At 67.5% G+C, this 21,797-nt stretch carries 19 protein-coding genes; 13 read left to right on the top strand and 6 right to left on the bottom strand.

From position 1 onward, the window contains the following. Positions 1-134: 134 nt before the first annotated feature. Entirely contained in the window at positions 135-587 is a 453-nt protein-coding gene (locus LZ605_RS18125; RefSeq protein WP_249842760.1) for a PA2169 family four-helix-bundle protein, read from the top strand. Positions 588-656: 69 nt separating this feature from the next. Here LZ605_RS18125 and LZ605_RS18130 read toward each other — a convergent pair whose 3' ends face one another. Continuing rightward, positions 657-4,007, bottom strand: coding sequence for an autotransporter domain-containing protein (locus LZ605_RS18130; protein ID WP_249842761.1), 3,351 nt, complete (start codon positions 4,005-4,007; stop codon positions 657-659). 188 nt (positions 4,008-4,195) lie between these two features. Between LZ605_RS18130 and LZ605_RS18135 the strand changes: the two genes are divergently transcribed. Next, positions 4,196-4,396 carry a hypothetical protein gene (locus LZ605_RS18135; protein ID WP_249842762.1) on the top strand — a complete coding sequence of 67 codons (201 nt, stop codon included), beginning with the start codon at positions 4,196-4,198 and terminating at the stop codon, positions 4,394-4,396. Positions 4,397-4,471: 75 nt separating this feature from the next. After that, positions 4,472-4,822, top strand: a complete 351-nt coding sequence (locus LZ605_RS18140) for a VOC family protein (RefSeq protein ID WP_249842763.1) — start codon at positions 4,472-4,474, stop codon at positions 4,820-4,822. 29 nt (positions 4,823-4,851) lie between these two features. Here LZ605_RS18140 and LZ605_RS18145 read toward each other — a convergent pair whose 3' ends face one another. Next, a complete protein-coding gene (locus LZ605_RS18145) occupies positions 4,852-5,154 on the bottom strand; it encodes a KGG domain-containing protein (protein ID WP_249842764.1) in 303 nt (100 codons plus the stop codon). A gap of 222 nt (positions 5,155-5,376) precedes the next feature. On the opposite strand from LZ605_RS18145, the gene LZ605_RS18150 reads away from it, so the two are divergent. Both LZ605_RS18150 and LZ605_RS23115 read left to right on the top strand, forming a co-directional pair. Next, the gene (locus tag LZ605_RS18150) at positions 5,377-6,270 is read left to right on the top strand and encodes an NAD-dependent epimerase/dehydratase family protein (protein ID WP_249842765.1); all 894 of its coding nucleotides are present in this window, start codon (positions 5,377-5,379) and stop codon (positions 6,268-6,270) included. Between the two features lie 217 nt (positions 6,271-6,487). Further along, on the top strand, positions 6,488-9,019 hold the full coding sequence (locus tag LZ605_RS23115) for a methyl-accepting chemotaxis protein (protein WP_279919523.1): 2,532 nt from the start codon (positions 6,488-6,490) through the stop codon (positions 9,017-9,019). A 78-nt stretch (positions 9,020-9,097) separates the two neighbouring features. Here LZ605_RS23115 and LZ605_RS18165 read toward each other — a convergent pair whose 3' ends face one another. Then, on the bottom strand, positions 9,098-9,484 hold the full coding sequence (locus LZ605_RS18165) for a DUF2628 domain-containing protein (protein ID WP_249842766.1): 387 nt from the start codon (positions 9,482-9,484) through the stop codon (positions 9,098-9,100). 213 nt (positions 9,485-9,697) lie between these two features. On the opposite strand from LZ605_RS18165, the gene LZ605_RS18170 reads away from it, so the two are divergent. Then, entirely contained in the window at positions 9,698-9,868 is a 171-nt protein-coding gene (locus LZ605_RS18170) for a hypothetical protein (protein WP_249842767.1), read from the top strand. A gap of 60 nt (positions 9,869-9,928) precedes the next feature. Here the strand turns inward: LZ605_RS18170 and LZ605_RS18175 are convergent, their stop codons facing one another. Continuing rightward, the gene (locus tag LZ605_RS18175; RefSeq protein WP_249842768.1) at positions 9,929-11,974 is read right to left on the bottom strand and encodes a TonB-dependent receptor domain-containing protein; all 2,046 of its coding nucleotides are present in this window, start codon (positions 11,972-11,974) and stop codon (positions 9,929-9,931) included. Between the two features lie 494 nt (positions 11,975-12,468). Between LZ605_RS18175 and mdoH the strand changes: the two genes are divergently transcribed. From mdoH to hemC, 5 genes are all read left to right on the top strand, one after another. Then, entirely contained in the window at positions 12,469-14,394 is a 1,926-nt protein-coding gene (gene mdoH, locus LZ605_RS18180; protein WP_249842769.1) for a glucans biosynthesis glucosyltransferase MdoH, read from the top strand. A 50-nt stretch (positions 14,395-14,444) separates the two neighbouring features. Continuing rightward, positions 14,445-15,104 carry an alpha/beta hydrolase gene (locus LZ605_RS18185; protein WP_249842770.1) on the top strand — a complete coding sequence of 220 codons (660 nt, stop codon included), beginning with the start codon at positions 14,445-14,447 and terminating at the stop codon, positions 15,102-15,104. Between the two features lie 3 nt (positions 15,105-15,107). After that, positions 15,108-16,151 carry a sensor histidine kinase gene (locus LZ605_RS18190; protein WP_249842771.1) on the top strand — a complete coding sequence of 348 codons (1,044 nt, stop codon included), beginning with the start codon at positions 15,108-15,110 and terminating at the stop codon, positions 16,149-16,151. 10 nt (positions 16,152-16,161) lie between these two features. Continuing rightward, positions 16,162-16,893, top strand: a complete 732-nt coding sequence (locus tag LZ605_RS18195) for a LytR/AlgR family response regulator transcription factor (RefSeq protein ID WP_107231919.1) — start codon at positions 16,162-16,164, stop codon at positions 16,891-16,893. Positions 16,894-17,436: 543 nt separating this feature from the next. Then, positions 17,437-18,348 (top strand): hydroxymethylbilane synthase, encoded by a 912-nt coding sequence (hemC, locus tag LZ605_RS18200; RefSeq protein ID WP_249842772.1) that lies wholly within the window; start codon positions 17,437-17,439, stop codon positions 18,346-18,348. 69 nt (positions 18,349-18,417) lie between these two features. On the opposite strand, the gene LZ605_RS18205 is transcribed toward hemC, so the two are convergent. Continuing rightward, positions 18,418-19,194 (bottom strand): DUF481 domain-containing protein, encoded by a 777-nt coding sequence (locus LZ605_RS18205; protein WP_107231921.1) that lies wholly within the window; start codon positions 19,192-19,194, stop codon positions 18,418-18,420. A gap of 106 nt (positions 19,195-19,300) precedes the next feature. Then, the gene (locus tag LZ605_RS18210; protein ID WP_249842773.1) at positions 19,301-19,903 is read right to left on the bottom strand and encodes a LolA family protein; all 603 of its coding nucleotides are present in this window, start codon (positions 19,901-19,903) and stop codon (positions 19,301-19,303) included. Positions 19,904-19,984: 81 nt separating this feature from the next. Between LZ605_RS18210 and LZ605_RS18215 the strand changes: the two genes are divergently transcribed. Both LZ605_RS18215 and LZ605_RS18220 read left to right on the top strand, forming a co-directional pair. Beyond that, the gene (locus tag LZ605_RS18215) at positions 19,985-20,956 is read left to right on the top strand and encodes a helix-turn-helix transcriptional regulator (RefSeq protein WP_107231923.1); all 972 of its coding nucleotides are present in this window, start codon (positions 19,985-19,987) and stop codon (positions 20,954-20,956) included. Between the two features lie 28 nt (positions 20,957-20,984). Then, complete coding sequence (locus LZ605_RS18220) at positions 20,985-21,779, top strand: MetQ/NlpA family ABC transporter substrate-binding protein (RefSeq protein ID WP_249842774.1); 795 nt, start codon at positions 20,985-20,987, stop codon at positions 21,777-21,779. The last annotated feature ends 18 nt before the right edge of the window (positions 21,780-21,797 follow it).

The raw sequence follows: 21,797 nt of genomic DNA on the forward strand, positions 1-21,797 counted from the left end.
GTGCGGGTTGGGTGAAGTGAGGCAGGCATCAATCGCTGCTCACCCGCGAACCACACCAACGTGTCCACAGTGGTCCCACAGGCAGCGCAGTCAACGCTGCTTTTCTCCCCCGATCCGAAGACAGGAGCAACGCCATGAGCACCCAGTCCACCATCGAACATCGCCTCAACGACCTGATTGAAATTGCCCGCGACGGCAAGTCGTTCTACGAGGAAGCGGCCACCAAGGTGAAGGATGCCGAGCTGTCGGCGCTGTTCGTCCGCATCGCCGGCGTCAAGGGCAGGATCGTCGCCGCGCTGAGTGGCTCGGTGGCCGCCAGCGGTGGCAAGCCGGCCGAGCACGGCACCCTGGTCGGTTCGATGCAGCAGTTCTACGGCAAGGTGCGCGCGGCGTTCGGCGACACCAACTACGGCTATGTGGCCGAACTGGAAGAATCCGAGGACCGTCTGCTCGGCGCATTCAAGGATGTGCTGAAGGAGAACGATCTGCCGCCGGGGGTGCGCCAGGAAGTCACCCAGCTGCTGCCGGACGTGCAGGAGTGCCACAACGTGATGCGCGCGCGCAAGCACGCGATGAAGGCGGCCTGATCATCGGGCGCAGGATGTAAAAAAGGGGCGGCCCGTGAGGCCGCCCCAACCCGTCAAGGGCAGGTCGTGTCAGAAGCGGATCGACCAGCGTGCATTGGCACCATGGTCGCGGCTTTCACTGCCGAACTGGCCGCTGTAGCCCAGTTCCAGCTGCTGGCGCGGGCTCAACCAGGCCGCCAGGCCGATCTCGGCCACCACCGCGCTGTCGGCAATCGGTGCACCGTTCACCGCAAACGTGGTCGCGCCGTCAGCGAAGGCCAGGTTGGCCACCTGGCTGCGGTCACCCGAGGCACGGCGATAGCCGACGCCGCCGCGCAGGTGTAGCCAGCTTTCCTGCTGGAACGACGCCTTCAGGCCCTTGTCGAAGCGCACGCCGGCGGTGGCGATGGTGGTGCCGGTGTCATCCACCTCGCCACGCAGTGCCGCCGCACCGCCGCGTTCGTTGATGCGCTTGAGGTCCACTTCAACGCGCGCCACCTGCAGGTACGGCTCCAGCCCGGCTTCCGGCCCGCCGAAGCGGTACCCGGCCTCGATGAAGGCCTGGCGGGTGCGGGCGTCGTAGCGTGCGCTCAGGCTGTCGCTGAAGCCAGCAAAGCCGACTTCACGCGTGCTCTTCACTTCGTGCTGGCTCCATGCCACACCGCCGCGCAGGCCGAAGCCACCCCAGCTGTGGCTGGCGTAGGCACCGAAATGCGTGTTGTCGATCTTCGACTTGGCGCGACGGTCCTGCTGCTTCACGTCGGTGCGGCCGGTACCGGCCAGCACACCCAGCTGCCAGCCGGAGACCTCGCGGTCGATGCCGACCAGCAGGCCGTTGCTGTTGGCTTCGGTACGGGCGGTGTTGAAATCACCGTCCAGCTTGCCGTTGCCACCGATCGCCTGGACCCAGGCACCGGTCGCATCGCCGGTCTCGGCACCGGGCGCGGCGGCACCGGCACGGCGCGACAGCGCGGCATCGCGCACATAGCGGCTGCCCTCGACCAGGGCCAGAGCGGTGGCCGGATGCAGCTCGCCACTGAGGCCGTCAAGCACGCCGCCGACCTGCTGCGGGAACAGCTGGGTGAGCGGCTTGGGCAGGCCCTGGTTGATCGGCAGCAGGTCAGCGGCACCCGCCACTGCGCGCTGGTTGGGGGTGGTGGCAGCGGTAGTCAGGGAAGCACCGCGGGCAACGTCGATACGCGCACCATTGGCGCCGTAGGCCAGGCTGAACTGCAGGAACGGCGAGAACGCGCTGAAGTCGGTCTTGGCGAACTGGCCGCTGACGCCGCCGTCGGCGCGCAGGAAGTTGAACTGTTCGCCGAGGTAGTACACGCCCGGTTCCGGTAGTGCGACCAGAGTACCGCCGAGCGTGGCGGTGCCGGTGACGTGCAGCTGGTCGCTGCGGCCACCCGGAGCCAGTTCCGCGGCATACACGCCGGTGGCGCCCTGCACGTAGTTGCCGTTGATGGTGAGTGTGCCGATCGAGTTGCCCGGTGCGATGATGCCGTCCACGCGGGTGGTGCCCAGCGTACCGATGCCCTTCAGCAGGCCGTTGGCGCCGACCGTGGTGGTGCCGCCGGTCTGGGTGCCGTTGAACGACACCACGCCGCCGTTGACGGTCAGGCTGCTGTTCTTCAGCAGGCCGCTGCTGCTGACCGTACTGACGCCGCCGCTGGTGTTCAGTGCGGTGGAGACCAGGCTGCCGTTGAGCAGGAACTGGCCGCCCTGCACCTCGACCGCTGAGGTCAGCGTGTTGGTGCCATTCAATTCCAGCGTGCCGTCGCGCAGCACAGCGCCGTTGAAGCTGTTGTTGCCGCTCAGGCGCAGCCAGCCGATGCCGGACTTGGTCAGCTTGCCGGGGCCGCCGATGTCATTGGTCCAGTTGTCCCAGGCGTCGCCTTCCCAGACCTTCAGGCCACCGGCTTTCTGGTTCATCACCACGTTGGTGTCCACGCGCAGCGAACCGTAGCCTTCGATGGCCTTCTTCAGATCGACCATGCCCCAGCCGTAGATTGGATCGATGCCTGCTGCACCCAGGTCGCGCGCGGTGGTCAGCAGCACGTCGCGCACCTGGGCGTTGTCCAGATACGGGAAGCGCTCCATCAGCAGGCCGAGCGCGCCGGTGATGTGTGGCGCCGCCATCGACGTGCCCGTCTTGGTGCCATAGACGTACTGGGTGTTCTCGCTGTCGATGATCAGGCGGACGTAGGCCGAAGTGTTCTCGACGCGGCCCTGGATATCACCGGACACGATGGTGCTCAGGATGTCGGTACCGGGAGCCGAGATGCACCAGTTGGCGGCAACGCCGCAGATGCTGGAACTGCCATCGATCACGTAGTCGGTTTCGCCCGCAGCAGCATTGGGCCGGCGGACGTTGGCCACTGCCAGCCAGTACGGTTCCAGTTCGGGCTTCCAGCGCGGCATGGCGGCCGTGATTCCGGCGACGGCGCCACTGCCGTTGCCAGCTGACCACACTTGGATGAGCGTGGAGCCGGGGGTATCGCCATTGCTGGCGTAGATGCTGCCGTACACGCCGTAGTCGGCACCGATGTTGGCGTACTGCTGGTCCAGCGCGGCGGCGGTCATGTTGCGCGTGGAGATGCCCCAGCTGTGATTGATGGCGCGCACGCCCTGCGCCTGGATCTGCGCATACATGTCCAGTGTCGCGGCGTCGTCCGGATCAGTTCGATAGACAGCACGCGGACGGTAGTAGTTGTCCGGATCCAGGCGCCACTCGTAGTAGGTGTCGCCAAACACCCGGGCGGCGGTGAGGTCTGAACCAAATGCCACGCCGTGCATACCCGTGCCATCGCGGTTGGCACCGATGGTGCCCAGCACATGCGTGCCGTGGTCGGCATAGCTGAAGCCGTACGGCTGGCCGGCGGCGATCAGGCGTGCGGCGAGTGCTGCCGGAACGCCGGCGCCGAGACCGTAGTAGTTGTAGCCGGGCTGTTCGCCACGGGTCTGCCCGCAAGCACCGGCACCTGCGACTACGCCCGGTGTCGCGCAGTCCGCGCCGATGGTGATGCTGGAAGTGTTGCGGCCGGAGAATTCGGGATGGGCCAGTGCCGAACCGGAGTCGAACAGCGCCAGGCGCACGCCCTTGCCAGTCAGGCCGCGTGCGTAGGCATGGTCGGCCCCCATCGCAGCCAGGCCCCAATCGGCATTGAATTCGTCGCTGCGCCAGCTTGCCGGGTCACCCGGGTTGCCGAGAATGGCGGGGGGAGTCGCCGCAGGGGCAGCGGCCGTCGCTGCGGGTGCCGTGCCGGTGGCAGGCTGCGCCCACGCAGCCTGCAGCTGGCGCTGCTGCTGCCAGGCATCAAGTGATTCGCTGGCCAGGGCGGGCAGCGCGGTAGCCAGCAGCAGCGAACTGGCAACGGCAAGCGCCAGCGGGCGGTGCGACAGGGAGCGGGACGAACGGCCGTACAGCGGGTGATTCATCGGACAACTTCCTTGGTTGACGGTCAACAACGCCGTTAACGCCAAGGCGCGACAACACCCCCCAGTAGTGTGAAGGAAATTTTATGAACGCGTTAATTTTGCGTGACAGAGGCGTTCACGTGGTCTCCCGGCGGCCGCTTTACCGTGGGCCGGCCTGGGCTCACCAGGCCTATCAAGGAGTGATATCGATGCGTACTTTCAGGAAAGTGATCGCGGCGGCGGTGTTCGCGTTGGCCTGTACCGGTTCGGTGGCCGTGGCCGGGCCGGTGGAACCCTGCGACCGGCCGTGCTGGCGGGCCTATCAGGCGTGCCTGTCCACCGGCGGAGATGCCACCGAGTGCGAGCAGGCGTACAACACCTGTGTGATCGATCTGTGCATGGGCGTGTGAGTCGCGCCGGTTGAAGCGGCAAGATGTGGGGCCCCGTCAGCGACGGGGCTCTTCTGTTTCCGTCGAAGGAGTCACATGGCTGTCAAACGTGTCGTCGCCAACATCGCCACCCCGGACCCGTCACGTGCGGCGGCCTTCTATACCGGTCTGCTGGGCATGCCGGTAGTGATGGACCATGGATGGATCGTCACCCACGGCGGCCAGGGCAACGCGCTGGCCCAGATCAGTTTCGCCAGCGAAGGCGGCGGCGGTGCACCGGTGCCGGACCTGTCGATCGAGGTGGACGATCTGCAGCAGGTGCTTGACCGCGTGCACGCGGCTGGCATCGCACTGGAATACGGGCCGGCCGACGAGCCGTGGGGCGTGCGTCGCTTCTTCGTCCGCGATCCGTTCGGGCGCCTGCTCAATATCCTGGCTCACCGCTGAGCGAGGCAGGCGGCCCGTCCGTAGCCTGCTCAGCCCTGCTGCCGCGGCGAGCGTTCGGCCAGCGGCTCATCGGCCGGTTGTTGCTGTTGCTGCCGCATGCCTGCGTGGCGGGCGTGACCTCCTTCGCGGCCGATGGCGGCCATGTGCTGGCGGTCGCGGCTGATGGCCTGGCCGCCCTTGCGGCCGGCAAGGCGCGCTTCGGCCGGGCTGAATTCGTGCGCGTTGCCGGAGGCATGCGCCGCACGGCCGCCCTTGGCGGCGATCGCGCGCTGCTTGTCCTGGTCCATCGAAGCGAAGCCGCGTTGGGAAGTGCCGCGATGCGGGTCGGCCATGGGAACTCTCCAGAGCAGGGAGGAAAGCAGCATCCTTGCCGATGCCCGGCTAAGGCCATGTCCGCGCGGGCGGCGCAGCCTTCACGCCACGTCGCAGTCGCGTTCACGCGCCGCTACGGTGGCAAACACAGCGTTGGCGCCGGTGCTATCGCAGATGACCGATGGCTTGCCTAGAATCGCAGCATCCCGGTAGTTCCCGGGAGCCTCGAGTGAATGGACTCAATGAAGATTCTGTTGACCGGCAGTTCCGGGCGGATCGGACGCGCGATCTTCGGTGCGCTGGCGGCGACCCATGAAGTGGTGGGGCTGGATCGCAGCCCATTCGCCACCACCCGCATCATTGCCGATGTCACCGACCGTCAGGCTGTGGCCCGCGCGGTGCAGGGTGTCGACGCGGTGATCCACACCGCCGCCCTGCACGCACCGCACGTGGGCCTGGTGCCCGATGCGGTGTTCCAGCAGATCAATGTGGACGCCACGGCCCACCTGCTGCAGGCGGCACGCGAGGCGGGCGCGCGGCGCTTCGTGCTGACCAGTACCACGGCGCTGTACGGCCATGCGGTGGTCGCCGGCGGCTGCCGTTGGATCGACGAAGACACCGAGCCGTTGCCGCGCACGATCTACCACCGTACCAAGCTGCAGGCCGAGGCCCTGGCCGAGGCTGCGGTGGCGCCCGGGTTCAGCGTGCGCGTACTGCGCATGGGCCGCTGCTTCCCCGAGCCTCCCGAACGCATGGCGATGTTCCGCCTGCATCGTGGCCTGGACGCGCGTGATGTGGCCAGCGCGCATGCCACGCTGCTGCTGGATGCGGGCGAGGGGTTCGCGCGTTACGTCGCCTGTGCGCCCACTCCGTTCCGGCGCGAGGATTGCCTGGACCTGGCCGCGCGCCCGCGCAGTGTGCTGGCCCGCCGCGCCCCGAAGTTGCTCGCCGAATTCGAGCACCGTGGTTGGCCATTGCCGCTCAGCATCGATCGCGTCTATGACAGTGCGCGGCTGCGCAGCGAGCTCGGCTGGCAGCCGCGTTTCGGCCCGGATGACGTGCTGCAGCAGTATGCGGCCGGCAGCATCGAGGTCCTGCCGCGCGCGCAATGGATCAAGGACCGCGTGGCCGAGTAGGTGCAGGTGGCTGTGCGGGCGGCGCTTCATGACCCGTCCCTGAGCGGATTCAGCAATGTGTAGGCGGGGCGACTCAACCTCGTGGGTAGGCGGCCGCTAACCCGGTGCGCTTCCAGTGCCTGGCCAGACCCGGCCGCTGGGGGCCCGCGCGACGGATCGCGCGCCTGCGCGGCGCCTCGCGGTGCCGGTCGTCCTGAACTGCCTTGCGGACCCATCCATGCCTTCTTCCCGCTCCGCCACTGCCCGCCGCCCGGGCAGCATCGCCCACAAGCTGATGCTGGGCACTGCCCTGATCGCGCTGTTGTGCTTCGGCCTGACGGCCTTCCTGATCTACCGCCAGGCCAGTGCCAGCCTGATCGATGCCTCGCGCCAGACCATGACCAGCGAGGCCAATGCGGAGGCCCGCCAGGTCGCCGCCGACCTGGGCACCGCTTTTGCCAGCAACGATGCGATGGTCGAAGCCGTGCTGGCCCAGCGCGCACGCGGCGACGTTCCGGACCGCGCCAGCCTGGCCGCGGTCCTCGGCGAGCAGCTGCGCACCCATCCGGAATGGCTGGGCAAGAGCACCATGTGGGAAGCCGAAGCGTTCGATGGCAAGGATGCCGAGTTCGCCAACACCGAGATGCACGACGCCACCGGCCGCTACATGAGCTACTGGGCCTGGCACGAGGGCAAGCCGCAGCAGTCGACCATGACCGACTACACCGAGGCCGCTGACGGTTCGGCCGACTGGTACGTGGTGCCCAGCCGCGACAAGCTGCCCAAGGTCAGCGAACCCTACGCCTACGACATCGCCGGCCAGCAGGTGCTGATGAGCACGCTGAGCTCGCCGATCGTGGAGAACGGCACCTTCCTGGGCGTGTTCACCGTCGACTTCTCGCTGGCGGCCTTGCAGAAGCACCTGGCCACGCTGAAGCCAATGGGCGCCGGCCATGTCGAACTGCTGTCACCCAAGGGCGTGGTGCTGGCCTCGGCCAATGCCGCCGAGATCGGCAAGCCGCGTACTGATGCATTGACCCGCGGCATGCTGGCCGATATCGCGGCCGACCGCCGCTTCGAGGCGTTCACCCCGGATGCCGAGGGCAACGTGCGCGTGTACGTGCCGCTGCGCGTGGGCGATGCGCCGCAGCGCTTTGCGTTGGGCGTGGTGATGCCGCATGCGGTGATCGTGGCCGAGGCGCGCCAGCTGCTGTGGCTGACCCTGCTGGTGGGCGTGGTGGCGGCGCTGACCCTCAGCGTCGGCGTGTATGTGCTGCTGCGCCGGCTGGCGATCCGCCCGTTGGCCGAGGCCGTGCGCGTGGCCGGTGATGTGGCCGCCGGCAAGCTGGACAGCACGCTGCCGGCGCGCAGCAACGATGAAGTCGGCCGCCTGCTGGACGCGATGCAGGGCATGCGCGGCCAGTTGCAGGCGGTGATGGCCGCACAGGCGGAAATGGCGCGGCGCCACGAGGCCGGTGAACTGAGCTATCGCATGGACGCGACCGCGTTCCCGGGCGAGTACGGCCGCATGGTCGCCGACAGCAACCAGCTGGTGGCCGCCAGCAATGCCGTCACCCAGCGCCTGGTGGAGGTGATGCAGCGCTATGCGGTGGGCGACCTGAGTGTGGACATGGAAGCGCTGCCGGGCGAGAAGGCGGTGTTCACCGCTGCGATGGCCACCACCAAGCACAACCTGGCCGCGATCAACGAGCAGATCCAGCAGCTGGCGGCGGCCGCTGCTGCCGGCGATTTCGCGGTGCGTGGCGATGTGTCGCGCTTCGATCATGATTTCCGCCGCATGGTGGACACCCTCAACACCATGATGCAGGTCAGCGACCACAACCTGGCCGAACTGTCGACGCTGCTGCGGGCCATTGCCGCCGGCGACCTCAGCGCGCGCATGCACGGCGACTTCCATGGCGTGTTCGCGGTGATGCGCGATGATGCCAACAGCACCGTGCAGCAGCTGACCGGCATCGTCGGGCAGATCCAGCAGTCGGCCGCCAGCATCCGCCTGGCCGCGGGCGAGATCGCCGCCGGCAACAGCGACCTGTCACGCCGCACCGAGCAGCAGGCGGCCAACCTGGAAGAGACGGCGGCCTCGATGGAGGAACTGACCTCCACGGTGCGCCAGAACGCCGACCACGCACTGCAGGCCAATACCCTGGCCGGCTCGGCAGCCGGTGTTGCCAGCGAAGGCGGGCAGGTGGTCAGCCAGGTGGTGCAGACCATGGAGCAGATCGAAGCCTCGTCGCAGCGTATTGCCGAGATCATCTCGGTGATCGATGGCATTGCGTTCCAGACCAACATTCTGGCGCTCAATGCTGCCGTCGAAGCAGCACGTGCCGGTGAACAGGGGCGCGGCTTTGCGGTGGTGGCCAGTGAAGTGCGCGCGCTGGCGCAGCGCTCGGCCGGCGCCGCCAAGGAGATCAAGGAACTGATTGATGCCTCGGTGGCCCAGGTGGGCGCGGGCGCGCAGCTGGTGCACGGTGCAGGGCGCACCATGCAGGAGATCGTCGGCCAGGTCGGCCGGGTCAACGAGATCATGGCCGAGATCTCGGCGGCCTCGCGCGAGCAGTCGGCGGGCATCGAGCAGGTCAACCAGACCGTGGTGCAGATGGACGAGACCACCCAGCAGAACGCCGCGCTGGTGGAGGAAGCCAGCGCCGCGGCACGCGCGATGGAAGAACAGGCCGAGCAGCTGGCGGTGGCGGTGTCGCGCTTCCGCCTGCAGGCCGAAACGGTGGTCACGGCTCGCCGCGCGGCCTGATCCCGCAAACGAAGACGCCCGGCGGGGGCCGGGCGTCGATTGCATCCTTGCCGCGCATCCCTGCGCAGTTCTGAGGGCTCAGAACATGCCTTCAAACGGGTTCCAGCTGGCGCGTCCTTCCACCTTCTCCAGGTAGTAGCTGTAGTTGGTGCTGGAGGCGACGAGCAGGTTCATGGCGATGAACAGCATGCGCCCCACGACGTCCGGAAGGAACATGGTGATGATGGCGAGCACGATGTTGATGCCGATCAACACCAGTGCCTTGCGCCACATGCCCAGGATCAACAGGTAGATGGCGCCGAAGAACAACGCAAAGAAGTTCAGGTTGATCTTCAGGCGGTCACCGAAGGACAGCGCCTTCCAGGCCTGCTTGAAGCCGGGATTCTTGGGGGCGCCGTGCTGGCGGAAGAAGTTGAAGCGGAACTGCCACTTCGGGCTGAACTGGGACAGGTTAGTGGTATTCATGGGAAACATCCCTGTTGGAAAACGTTTTCATGATAGGGCAAGTCCTATTCAGGATCCAAGCTTCGGCGTCAAAAATGTGACGCCCGCCTTGTTCGTTGTGGTGTGGCGGGGCGCCGCACCGTCACCCATCCGCCTTGTTTTTAGGATAGGGTGCGCAGTTCCGCTGCCACCCCAGCTGAACCCGGGTGGCGGCGGGATGTCCATGGAGGTTGCATGACCACACCTGCTACACCGGAAAACGCACCGGGACCGGTGCTCCTGCCGACACCTGAAGTGGTGCAGGCACAACAACTGCTCGCACGCCAGCAACTGGCGGTAGCGATTGACCGTGCACGCACGGCCGCTACGCAGAACGCGGCCGCGGCCGCGCTGGAAAGCGAGTAATCCGCAACACCGCCGATCGCGCTGGCGTGCTGCCAGCGCGATCGCGGCGCGCGCCGCCGGTCAGAACCGCGCTGTCATGCTCATGAAGTAGCTGCGCCCGGCCACGAAGTAGTCGGTGGAGCCTTCGGCATACAGTTTCTTGTCGGCCAGGTTGCTGACGCCACCGCGCAGGGTCAGTACCTCGTTGACGTTCCATGCCGCGGTCAGGTCATACAGGGTGTAGGCCTTGAGGAAGGTGGTGGCCACGCCGGTCTGCTTGCCGGTGTACTGTGCCGACAGGCTGCTGGAAAACACCGTGTTGGGCGTCCAGTCCAGCGACGAGTATCCCGAGAATTCCGGGGTGTCGATCAGGTTGCGGCCGGTGGTCAGGTTCTTGGCTTCCTTCATCCAGGTCGCCGAGGTGCGCCAGCGCCAGTGCTCGCCGAAGCGCACGTTGAGGTTGCCTTCCATGCCGCTGGTACGCGCGCGCTGGACGTTGCTCATGCGCGTCCACCAGATGCCGTTGAACCGGCCCAGCGGCGCGTACTCGATCTTGTTCCTGAAATCGGTATGGAAGTAGGTCAGGCCGGCATCGACACGTTCATTGTCGAAGCTGATGCCGATCTCGCGGTTGGTGCTGGTCTCCGGATCCAGATCCGGGTTGCCGGCCATGTAGCAGCCGCCGCGGGTGTAGCCCAGCGGGATCAGCGAGGTACAGCCACGACCGCCGGACTGGGTGGCGGCATTGGGCGAGTTCTCGGTCAGGCTCGGCGCGCGGAAGCCCTTGGAGACGCCGCCGCGGATCGTCCACTGCTCGGCCGGGTGCCAGACCAGGTAGGCACGCGGACTGACGTGGCCGCCGAATTTCTCGTGATGGTCCAGGCGTGCGCCCAAAGTCAGTGCCACGGTGCGGTGCAGCTTCAGTTCGTCCTCGACGAACAGGGCCCAGGTATCCACTTCCAGGCTGGAGCCATTGACCGGGTTGCCGGCGTAGTCGATCGGCGCGCGGCCGATGGTATCGGTGTTGGTCAGTTCCTGGCGCTTCCACTGGCCACCGACGGCGAACTGGTGCTCCACGCCCAGCGTGAACGGCGTGGTCAGGCTGCCCTCGATGATCGTATCGGTGGCTTCGGAGCGGCCTGTGGCACCGATGTCGTTCTTGTACTCGGTCCAGTACGCACTGATCTTCGAGTTGCCGAAGCTCCACGTGCCATCGTGGTTGAGTGCCAGCGAGCTGCGCTTGAGTTCACTGGCCCCCCAGGCGCCTTCGTCCTGCTGCTCCAGTGCGGTGTCGATGAAGGCCTGCTGCACGCCGTGGCCCGCTTCCAGCGTCAGTTCCTGCGCATCGCTGAGCTTCCACTGCAGCAGCGCGTCGACGTTGCGGTCCTTCTCGCCGGCGTAGGCGTTGCCGTAGACACCACCGTTGGAGCGGTCCGAGTCGCGGCGCATGCTGTTGGCACCGATACGCAGGCCGAAGCGTTCGCCGAGCGGGCCGGAGAAGGTCGCACCGATCTGCTGGGTGTCGCCGCGCGTGTCATCGACGGGGCGGGTATAGCTGTGGGTGGCACTGCCACGCCACTCATCGCCGATGCGCTTGGTGATGATGTTGATCACCCCGCCCATGGCGTCGGAGCCGTACAGTGAGGACATCGGTCCGCGCACCACTTCGATGCGCTCGATCTGGTCGGGCGAGATCCAGTTCAGATCCTGGCGGCCGAGGTCGGGGCGGTAGTTGGTCGAGGCCGAGCTGCCCATGCGCTTGCCGTCCACCAGCACCAGCGTGTAATTGGACGGCATGCCGCGCAGCTTGATCTTGGACTGCTCGCCGACCGCACTGAGGCCACCGGTCACGCCCGGCACGCGGCTGAGCAGGGTGGCCAGGTCGTGCACTGGCTGGCGCTCGATGTCCTCGCGGCTGATCACGCTGATGCTGGCCGGCGCATCCTTGATCCATTGCTGGTTACCCGAGGCGGTGACCACCACGGTGTCCAGATCCTTGGTGGAGGCATCGGCGCTGGCCTCGGCGGCGGCCAGGCCGGGCAGGGTCAGCAGGCAGGCGGTGGCCAGGGCGTGGGCCAGGCGGGTGCGCGGCAGGCGCGCGGAGCGGGGGTGGGACGGCAGGGACATGACGGCTTCCATGGGAGGTGGGGGACCCGGTGGAAGCAGCAGGCGCAGGCAATCGGCAGCCAGCCCCTTCCATGGGTCATCTGGGGTGCGCGGTTCGGACCGGCGCAGCTGGGTGGGTCTGGGCCGTGAGGAAGACGGCGACCTGCCTGGTTAATGAAATGATAACTGTTCGCGTTTGATACGATCCAGTACCCGGGGCGACATCGTGACATCCAGCGCGCACCGCGCCCGCTCGCCTGCTATTGGCTGAATGGGGAGAAATCCCGGCGTAGACCTTCGCACCCGGCTTACATCCGGCGCCCTAGACTGGGCCGCATTTTCGATTCCGCCCCGTTGGAGATCGTGTGGGTTCCGGTAGTGACAGACATCGACTGTGTGGCCTTGTGCCGACGCAGCCAGGACAAGTGCGGGCGCCGGGAAAGCGCGCCGGGAACCTTGGTGCATGCAGCCCGGCCGGGATGGCCGGCCGTGCCGACTGCGCGGAGTAGGCGGCAATGGGGGTGCAGACCATCCACGCTGAAGCCGATACGCCCGGGCTTGATGCCGGCTGGGCACTGCTGCCGGCCGAATCTCCGTTGCCGATGCCCGAGCAGACCCTGCGCCAGGGCGCGCTGAAGGTCCGTCGGCATCGTACGTCGCCGCGCCTGATCGGCCTGCGCCGGTTCTACATTTTCGGCGGCACCCTGGCCATGACGGCCCTGGCCACGCGGATGATGTGGCGGGTGCTGTCGGCCAACGGCATCAGCGTGCTCGAAGCCTGCCTGCTGGTGTTGTTCGTCGGCCTGTTCGCCTGGATCGCGCTGTCCTTCGCCAGCGCCCTGGCCGGCTTCCTGACCGCAGTGTTCGACCGCGGCTACCGCCTGGGCATCGATCCGGACAAACCGCTGCCGACCGTACACAGCCGCACCGCGCTGCTGATGCCGACCTACAACGAAGATCCGCGGCGCCTGCTGGCCGGCCTGCAGGCAATCTACGAATCGGTGGCGGCCACCGGCCAGCTCGAACGTTTCGACTTCTTCGTGCTCAGCGATACCCGGCGCGAGGACATCGCGCGCGCCGAGGAGCAGGTGTTCGCCGAACTGCGTGAGCGGGTGCCGGAGGGCATGACGCGGCTGTTCTATCGCCGCCGTGGCGACAACAGCGGGCGCAAGGCCGGCAACATCGCCGACTGGGTGCGCCGCTTCGGCGGCGCCTACCCGCAGATGCTGATCCTCGACGCCGACAGCCTGATGACCGGCGACAGCATCGTGCGCCTGGTGGCCGGCATGGAGCACAACGCCGATGTCGGCCTGATCCAGACCCTGCCGTCGGTGATCGGCGGGCGCACCCTGTTCGCGCGCATGCAGCAGTTCGGCGGCCGCGTGTACGGCCCGGTGATCGCCCGCGGCGTGGCCTGGTGGCATGGTGCCGAGAGCAACTACTGGGGCCACAACGCCATCATCCGTACCCGTGCCTTCGCCGACCACGCCGGCCTGCCGGCACTGCCGGGGCGCAAGCCGTTCGGTGGCCACGTGCTCAGCCATGACTTCGTCGAAGCGGCGCTGATGCGTCGCGGCGGCTGGGCCGCGCACATGGTGCCCTACCTCGGTGGCAGCTACGAAGAAGGCCCACCGACGCTGACCGACCTGCTGGTGCGCGACCGCCGCTGGTGCCAGGGCAACCTGCAGCACGGCAAGGTGGTGGGCAGCGCCGGACTGCACTGGATCAGCCGCACGCACATGCTGATCGGCATCGGTCATTACTTCACTGCGCCGATGTGGGCGATGCTGATGCTGATCGGCATCGCCATCCCGCTGTTCCAGGAGGGCATCGATTTCAACGCCCTGCTGCACCTGTCGCCCAGCGTGTACTGGCGTGCCCAGGATGAGCAGCAGGTGGTGCGCCTGTTTGCTGCCACCATGGCGGTACTGCTGCTGCCCAAGGTGCTGGGCTACCTGGCGATGCTGCTCGATCCGGTCGACCGTCGCGGCTGTGGTGGCGCGATCCGTGCCTTCGTGTCGATGCTGGTGGAAACGGTGCTGGCCGCATTGATGGCGCCGGTGGTGATGTACGTGCAGTCGCGCGGCGTGGCCGAAGTGCTGTCCGGCCGCGATTCGGGCTGGGACGCGCAGCAGCGTGACGATGGCGGCATTTCGTGGATGGCCTTGATCCGCGGCTATGGCGGGCTGGGCGTGTTCGGCGCCTTCATGGGGGTGCTGGCCTGGGCGGTGTCGCCGTCGCTGGCCGCCTGGATGGCGCCGGTGGTGATCGGCATGGTGCTGGCCATTCCGGTGGTGGCGCTGACCTCTTCGCGTGGTCCGGGCGCCTTCCTGCATCGCCTGGGCCTGCTCGACATCCCGGAAGAGAACATTCCGCCGCCGGTGCTGGTGCGGGCCGCGCAGCTGCGCCGGGAAGCGGCCGAGCAGCCGCCCCTGTACTGATCGCCCCGCGCCAGCGGCATAATGCGGCTCGAACTTGAAGGAGCCGCATCATGCTGCAAACGGTGGAACAGGAAACCGGCGCCTCGCCGCAATGGTCGGTGATCTGGCTGCACGGGCTCGGCGCCGACGGCCACGATTTCGCGCCGATCGTGCCGGAACTGGTGCGCCCGCACTGGCCGGCGCTGCGCTTCGTGTTTCCACATGCACCGGTGCGGCCGATCACCATCAACAACGGCGTGCCGATGCGTGGCTGGTATGACATCGTCGGCATGGATTTCCGTTCGCGCGCCGACATGGCCGGCGTGCGTGAATCGGTGGCGCAGCTCGATGCGCTGATCGCGCGCGAGATCGCGCGCGGCATCGCCGCGGAAAAGATCTTCCTGGCCGGCTTCTCGCAGGGCGGCGCGATCATCCTTACCGCCGCGCTGTCGCGCACCGCGCCGTTGGCCGGGCTGATCGCACTGTCGACCTACCTTCCCGATGCCGATGCGGCCACCCGGGTGGATGGAGCGGTGCAGGTGCCGGTATTCATGGCCCATGGCAGCAGCGATCCGGTGATTCCGCAGCCGGTGGCCGCGCACAGCGCACAGACGCTGCGCACGCTGGGGCTGGAGGTGGAATGGCACAGCTACCCGATGGCCCACCAGGTCTGCGCCGAAGAAATCCAGGCGCTGGGTGACTGGCTGCAGGACCGGCTGGGCGCTGCCTGAGCCATGTCGCCGGCCAGCGCGCCCCCCTGGATGCCAGAGCTGTGCCGCCTGCCGCGGGTTGCGGCGATGCTCGGCCTGGCCGAGCTGGTGGTGGTGGTGCTGGCCCTGGCACCCGATGGCAGTCGTCACTGGACCTTCGGCGAACTGCTGTCGGCCAGTGGCTTTGCGCTGTGGCTGGCGCTGGCGGTGACCGCCAGCCTGTGCCTGCTGCGGCAGGCGCTGTCGAGCCTGCCGCAGATGCTGGGCGCGGTCACGGCGATTGCGCTGGCGGCGCTGATCGCGGTGGTCTGCGCCGGCATCGTGCATGCGCTGTACGCGGTGCTGGGTGACAGCTTCGCGCGCGGCATCAGCTTCTGGCGTTTCACCCTGGGCAGTGCGGCGACCACCGCGCTGATCACCGCCCTGGCGCTGCGCTATTTCTATGTGAGTGACCGTTGGGCCGCGCAGGTGCAGGCCAATGCACGCGCGCAGGCCGATGCACTGCAGGCGCGCATCCGGCCGCATTTCCTGTTCAACAGCATGAACCTGATCGCCAGCCTGCTGCATCGCGACCCGGCGGTGGCCGAGCGTGCAGTGCTGGATCTGTCCGACCTGTTCCGCGCGGCACTGGGGGCGGGCGAGGGCGATTCCACGTTGCGCGACGAATGCGAACTGGCCGAGCGCTATCTCTCCATCGAATCGCTGCGCCTGGGCGAACGTCTGCAGGTGCGCTGGCAGCGTGATGAGCCACTGCCGTGGGATCAGCCTTTGCCGCGCCTGGTGCTGCAGCCGCTGGTCGAAAATGCCGTGCTGCATGGCATCTCGCGCCTGCCTGAGGGCGGCACCATCGAGCTGCAGCTGGCCTGCGAAGGCAATGAACTGCAGATCCGCGTGCGCAATCCGGCGCCCGACCCGCAAGCGCCCGGGCTGGCCCTGGCGCGTGGCGCTGGCCACGCCCAGCACAGCATCGGCCATCGGCTGGCCTGGCGCTTCGGCAGCGCCGCGCGGATGACGGCTGGCTGGAGCGAGGGCTACTATGCCTGCCAGGTGACAGTGCCGATCCAGTGAGGGAACGATCGTGAGGGTAGTCATCGCCGATGACGAACCGCTGGCGCGCGAGCGCCTGCGCAGCCTGCTGGCGGCGCAGGAGGGCGTGGACGTGGTGGCCGAAGCCGGCAACGGCGAACAGGCCCTGCACGCGTGCGCGGAACTGCAGCCGGACCTGGTCCTGCTGGACATCGCGATGCCTGGACTGGACGGGTTGGAGGCAGCGCGTCATCTGGCCAGTTTCGAGCCGCGGCCGGCCGTTGTGTTCTGCACCGCCTACGATGCACACGCGCTGTCGGCCTTCGAGGCGGCGGCCATCGACTATCTGATGAAGCCGGTCCGCGCCGAGCGGCTGGCCGCGGCGATCGCGCGTGCGCGCACCTTCCTGGCCGGCCGTGACGGCCAGCCGCATGACAACAGCGGGCAGCAGGCGCGCAGCATGCTGTGCGCGCGCCTGCGTGGCAGCCTGCGGCTGATTCCGCTGGACGACATCCACTACCTGCAGGCCGAAGAGAAGTACGTGGTGGTGCACCATGCGCGCGGAGAGGATCTGATCGAGGAGTCGTTGAAGTCGCTGGAAGAGGAATTCGCCAGCCGTTTCATCCGCATCCATCGCAACTGCCTGGTGGCGCGGCATGAGCTGGTCGAACTGCGCCGTGGCACTGGCGGGCAGGTGCAGGCGGTGCTGCGGCATGGCAAGCAACCGTTGGAAGTCAGCCGCCGCTGCGTGGCGACGCTGAAGCAGGAACTGCGGCATCTGTAGGGTTCCGCGCGGCCTGCGGCCGCGACTGCTTCGAAATCAACATCAACATCAACAGCAACAGCGGGTCATGGCTCGGTGTTCCTACGTGCTGGGTCGGGCCGGGGTGGGGTGGCGGGACACGCTGCAAGTACATCGCTGTAAGCTCGATGGCGCCATCCATGACGCCAACGGTTCCGCCACCCCACCCCGGCCCAACCCTCTCGTTGTCTCCTGCGTCGGACAGCAAGAGCGTTGGTGTTATCGGAGGGGGAGAGAAATGTAGAGTCGAGCCATGCTCGACTCAGAGCGAAGCGATCCGCTGTTGCTCCGCTTTTCTTTTGATCTTCCGTGGCTGGCGCGCACGGAAACTGTCAGAGGCCGGGCGGGGTGGGGTGGCGGGGGTGTCCGCGGCATGGATGCCGCGGCCAAGCCCCCAAGGATGGGTTTACGGCGTCCCCCGCGAACCCACCCCGCCCGGCCAAACGCAATGATCCAGCCGTTCGCCCCAGCCAGGAGGGGCTCCGCCGTTGGCCGTATCCGCACCGGAGGCGCGATAATGTGCCGATGGAAACCGTCCGCATCGCCACCCGCAAGAGCCCGCTCGCCCTCTGGCAGAGCGAACACGTCGCCGACCGCCTGCGCCATGCCCACCCCGGCCTGCATGTGGAACTGGTACCGATGAGCACCCGCGGTGACGAAGTGCTGGACCGCTCGTTGGCGGCCATCGGCGGCAAAGGGCTGTTCCTGAAAGAGCTGGAGCTGGCCATGCTGCGTGGGGAGGCCGATTGCGCCGTTCACTCCCTGAAGGACGTGCCGATGGAGCTGGACGCGCCGTTCGCGCTGCCGGCGATGCTCACCCGCCACGACCCTGCCGACGGCTTTGTCTCCAACCTCTACGCCTCGCTGGACGCGCTGCCGATCGGTGCGCGGGTCGGCACATCGTCACTGCGCCGGCAGGCCCAGCTGCGCGCGCTGCGCCCGGATCTGGAACTGCTGGATCTGCGCGGCAACGTCAACACCCGCCTGGCCAAGCTCGACAACGGCGGCTACGACGCCATCGTGCTGGCGGTGGCCGGGCTGGAGCGGCTCGGCCTGGGCAATCGCATCGTCGCGCGTCTGCAGCCGCCGCAGTGGTTGCCGGCACCGGCGCAGGGCGCGGTGGCGGTGGAATGCGATGGTGGCAATACGCGCCTGATGGCGCTGTTCGCCGGCCTGGATGATGCCGCTACGCGTGCCTGCGTCGAGGCGGAGCGGGCGATGAACCGCGCGCTGCATGGCAGCTGCCATGTGCCGGTGGCGGCGATCGCGCAGTGGCAGGGCCAGGATCTGCACCTGCAGGGGCTGGTGGGCAGTGCCAGCGATGGCCGCGCGGTGCGTGCCGAGGCAGTGGGCCCGGCCAGCGACCCGGAAGCGCTGGGACAGCAGGTGGCGAGAATGCTGCTGGACGCAGGCGCAGGCGAACTGCTGGACGTCTGAGCCATCAGGTAGTGCCGGCCAGCGGCCGGCACTACCGAAAGAAAACGGGCGCCCTGGCGCCCGTTCTGTTTACTTGAACTTGTAGACCACGTTCATGGTGGTCAGCGTATCGGTCTTGCGCTTGTCCTCGGCCACGTCACTGTTGTAACGCGCCTGCCAGCCGGCCTTCAGCGCCAGGTGCTCGTTCATGCTCACCGACACGCCGAAGTCGTTCTGGCCGAAGGTGTTGTACGAACCGGACTCGACCAGCAGGGTGTTGACCAGGTCGGTGTTGTCGGTCAGCGAGTACTTCAGATCGAACAGGCCGCGACCGATCATGCCGGTGCGGGTGCGGTCGTCCTCGGTGCTGTGGGTGCGGCGCACACCGGGGCCGAGCTGGGCATCAAACGAGAAACGCTCGGTGTTCCACAGGCGGGTGCCGTAACCCAGACCGAACGAGCTCTGGCGGTCGTAGGTGGCGAAATCATCGCGTTCGGTACGGACCGTCGCGGTCAGCTGGCGGTGCTCGCCCAGCTGCAGCGCGCTGCCGGCACTGCCGGTATAGCGGTTGGCGGTGGTGTTGTTGCGGCGGGTGGTGGTGCCGTCGTCGTTGGTCTCGGTCACCTTGGAGCTGGAGCGCAGGCCGAACAGGTCCATGCTGTGCACCCAGTCACCGTCGGTGTAGCGCAGGCGCAGGCGGCCGTTGAAGCTCTCGGTGCTGCTGTTGCCGCGCGCCGAGGCAAAGCCGAGCTCGCCGCCGCTGCCGCTCCACGGCGAAGACATCGCCGCCAGTTCGGAGGCATCCTGCGCGTACGCCAGCGGCGCGCACAGCAGCAGGGGAATCAGCAGGGACACGCGCAGGGACATCGAGGCTTCTCCGAAGCGGTTGACAGCCGGTGATGATACTGGAAGCGTGATGGCGGTCCGAATCGATCCAAAACCGGCTTCAGCAGGCGTTGCCGCGATCGCCCATTCAGGGCAGATCGACGCGCAGTGCCGGGTCGTTGAAGCGCGAATACCGCAGCCGCAGCTGGAAGCTGCGACCATTGCTGCTGCCACTGCGTACCAGTTGCCGCGGCAGGCCCTGCGCATCCAGCCAGTATTCGAGGCGCTCGCCGGGCTGCGTACCGCGCAGCCGGTAGTGGCGGGTCTGGACCCCATCCAGCAGCTGGTCGCCGAGGTCTTCGGCCTGCAGGTCGGCGGGCAGGGCATCGAACGGCAGTGGATTGCGCCACTGTTCGAGCAGGCCCGCCGGGGCCGGCACCTGGCGGATGGCGCCATCGGCCTGCAGGAACAGGGTATCGCCGATGATCGTCTGCGCACCGGCCGGGGTCTGCACCCGGAAGCGGTCGGGGGCGACGAAGTCCATCGAACTGCGCACCGGCTGCGGCGCACCCAGCAGCTCCAGCTCGGCATGGAAGCTGCGCAGGGCGGCAAATCGCTGGCTGGCGGCCAGCACCGCCTGGGCCGGGTCGGCGGCCGGGACCACGGCGGCGGAGGACGCCGGGGGCGGTGCTCCGTTGCAGGCGGCCAGCAGCAGACAGGCCAGCAGGGGCAGGGCAGGCAACCGGCGCATCGGGGCTTCCATGGGGGCGGGGGCGCCCACGATAGCCCAAACGTCCCACACAAGACCCGCGACTCGGACATAATCGGGGGCATGGACCGATACGAACGCATCACCGCCCTGCATCGTCTGCTCAAGTCCGCGCGCTATCCGGTGACGGTGGCGACCCTGCAGGACAAGCTCGGTTGTTCCCGCGCCACCGTCTACCGCGACCTGGCCTTCCTGCGCGATGCGCTGATGGCGCCGATCGAGGGCGACGGCGAGGCCGGCTTCCGCTACCACGCCGACGAGAGCGACCGCTTCGAGCTGCCGGGCCTGTGGCTCAGCTCGGAAGAGCTGCACGCCCTGCTGGCCTCGCAGCATCTGCTGGCGCGTACTGGCGGCGGCGTGCTGTCGTCGGTGCTGGCACCGTTGCAGCAGCGCATTGAGAGCCTGCTGGCGGCGCAGGCGGGTGTGTCCAGCTGGCCGGTGGACCGGGTGCGGGTGATCCCGCATCGTGGCCGCAAGTTCGATGAAGGCAGCTTCCGCAGCGTGGCCTCGGCCGTGCTGGAACGCCGCCAGCTGGCGTTCGAGTACCGCGCCCGTTCCACCGACGAGCCGACCAAGCGCACCGTATCGCCGCAGCGCCTGACCCACTACCGCGACAACTGGTACCTGGACGCCTGGGACCACGACCGCGAAGCCCTGCGCAGTTTCGCCGTGGACCGCATCCACAAGGCGCGGGTGATCGACAGCACCGCCCGCGATGTGGCCGACAGCGAGCTGGATGAGCAGCTGGGCGCCAGCTACGGCATCTTCTCCGGTGCCCCGAAGGGCTGGGCAACCATCCTGTTCAGCGCCAAGGCCGCACGCTGGGTGGCCGACGAACACTGGCATTCAAAGCAGCAGGGCCGTTTCCTGGCCGATGGCCGCTATGAGCTGAAGGTGCCCTACAGCGTCTCGCGCGAACTGCTGATGGACGTGCTGCACTATGGTTCGGACGCCGAGATCGTCGAGCCGATGATGCTGCGCGAGCAGGCCAAGGCGCTGCTTGAGCTGGCCCTGAGCAACTACGAAAACGCCTGACCCTCCCCCCGAGAGACCCATTGCCCCCATGAAGAAGACCCTGTTGCTGCCCCTGCTCGCCGCTGCGCTGGCCCTGACCGCCTGCGGCAAGTCCGGTGAGCCCTCGCAGAAGCTGGTGGTGGCCGCCACGGCCGTACCGCATGCCGAGATCCTGGAGGTGGTCAAGCCGATCCTCAAGCAGGAAGGCGTGGACCTGGACGTGCGCGTGTTCAATGACTACGTGCAGCCCAACGACCAGCTGGTGCAGAAGCAGGTGGACGTGAACTACTTCCAGACCGAGCCGTACCTGGATGCCTACAACCGCGACCGCAAGACCGATCTGGTCAAGGTGATCGGCGTGCACATCGAGCCGTTCGGTGCGTACTCGCGCAAGATCAAGTCGCTGGCCGAGCTGCGCGAAGGCGCCGACGTGGTGATCCCCAACGACCCGAGCAACAACAGCCGCGCGCTGATCTTGCTGCACAAGGCCGGGGTGATCGAGCTGAAGGACCCGACCAATGCGTTGGCTACCCAGCGCGACATCATCGCCAACCCGAAGAACCTGAAGTTCCGCGAGCTGGACTCGGCGATGCTGCCGCGCGTGCTGGACCAGGTCGACCTGGCCCTGATCAACACCAACTACGCGCTGGATGCCGGCCTCAACCCGACCCAGGACGCACTGGCGATCGAGAGCAAGGATTCGCCGTACGTGAACTTCCTGGTCGCGCGCCCGGACAACAAGGACGACGCCCGCGTGCAGAAGCTGGCCAAGGCACTGACCAGCCCGCAGGTGAAGACCTTCATCGAGACCAAGTACAAGGGCGCGGTGCTGCCGGCGTTCTGACCGTGCGGTAGTGCCGGC

Origin of the sequence: Stenotrophomonas maltophilia, from assembly GCF_023518235.1 — a bacterium.
In the GTDB taxonomy this organism is placed as follows: Bacteria; Pseudomonadota; Gammaproteobacteria; order Xanthomonadales; family Xanthomonadaceae; genus Stenotrophomonas.

Excerpts from the sequence above, each read along its gene's own strand:
- LZ605_RS18215 (WP_107231923.1), top strand. The coding sequence starts at position 19,985 with ATGGACCGATACGAACGCATCACCGCCCTGCATCGTCTGCTCAAGTCC.
- LZ605_RS18205 (WP_107231921.1), bottom strand. The coding sequence starts at position 19,194 with ATGTCCCTGCGCGTGTCCCTGCTGATTCCCCTGCTGCTGTGCGCGCCG.
- LZ605_RS18190 (WP_249842771.1), top strand. The coding sequence starts at position 15,108 with ATGTCGCCGGCCAGCGCGCCCCCCTGGATGCCAGAGCTGTGCCGCCTG.
- LZ605_RS18130 (WP_249842761.1), bottom strand. The coding sequence starts at position 4,007 with ATGAATCACCCGCTGTACGGCCGTTCGTCCCGCTCCCTGTCGCACCGC.
- LZ605_RS18185 (WP_249842770.1), top strand. The coding sequence starts at position 14,445 with ATGCTGCAAACGGTGGAACAGGAAACCGGCGCCTCGCCGCAATGGTCG.
- LZ605_RS18150 (WP_249842765.1), top strand. The coding sequence starts at position 5,377 with ATGAAGATTCTGTTGACCGGCAGTTCCGGGCGGATCGGACGCGCGATC.
- LZ605_RS18170 (WP_249842767.1), top strand. The coding sequence starts at position 9,698 with ATGACCACACCTGCTACACCGGAAAACGCACCGGGACCGGTGCTCCTG.
- LZ605_RS23115 (WP_279919523.1), top strand. The coding sequence starts at position 6,488 with ATGCCTTCTTCCCGCTCCGCCACTGCCCGCCGCCCGGGCAGCATCGCC.
- mdoH (WP_249842769.1), top strand. The coding sequence starts at position 12,469 with ATGGGGGTGCAGACCATCCACGCTGAAGCCGATACGCCCGGGCTTGAT.
- LZ605_RS18145 (WP_249842764.1), bottom strand. The coding sequence starts at position 5,154 with ATGGCCGACCCGCATCGCGGCACTTCCCAACGCGGCTTCGCTTCGATG.
- LZ605_RS18175 (WP_249842768.1), bottom strand. The coding sequence starts at position 11,974 with ATGTCCCTGCCGTCCCACCCCCGCTCCGCGCGCCTGCCGCGCACCCGC.
- LZ605_RS18125 (WP_249842760.1), top strand. The coding sequence starts at position 135 with ATGAGCACCCAGTCCACCATCGAACATCGCCTCAACGACCTGATTGAA.
- LZ605_RS18140 (WP_249842763.1), top strand. The coding sequence starts at position 4,472 with ATGGCTGTCAAACGTGTCGTCGCCAACATCGCCACCCCGGACCCGTCA.
- LZ605_RS18220 (WP_249842774.1), top strand. The coding sequence starts at position 20,985 with ATGAAGAAGACCCTGTTGCTGCCCCTGCTCGCCGCTGCGCTGGCCCTG.
- LZ605_RS18135 (WP_249842762.1), top strand. The coding sequence starts at position 4,196 with ATGCGTACTTTCAGGAAAGTGATCGCGGCGGCGGTGTTCGCGTTGGCC.
- LZ605_RS18210 (WP_249842773.1), bottom strand. The coding sequence starts at position 19,903 with ATGCGCCGGTTGCCTGCCCTGCCCCTGCTGGCCTGTCTGCTGCTGGCC.
- hemC (WP_249842772.1), top strand. The coding sequence starts at position 17,437 with ATGGAAACCGTCCGCATCGCCACCCGCAAGAGCCCGCTCGCCCTCTGG.
- LZ605_RS18165 (WP_249842766.1), bottom strand. The coding sequence starts at position 9,484 with ATGAATACCACTAACCTGTCCCAGTTCAGCCCGAAGTGGCAGTTCCGC.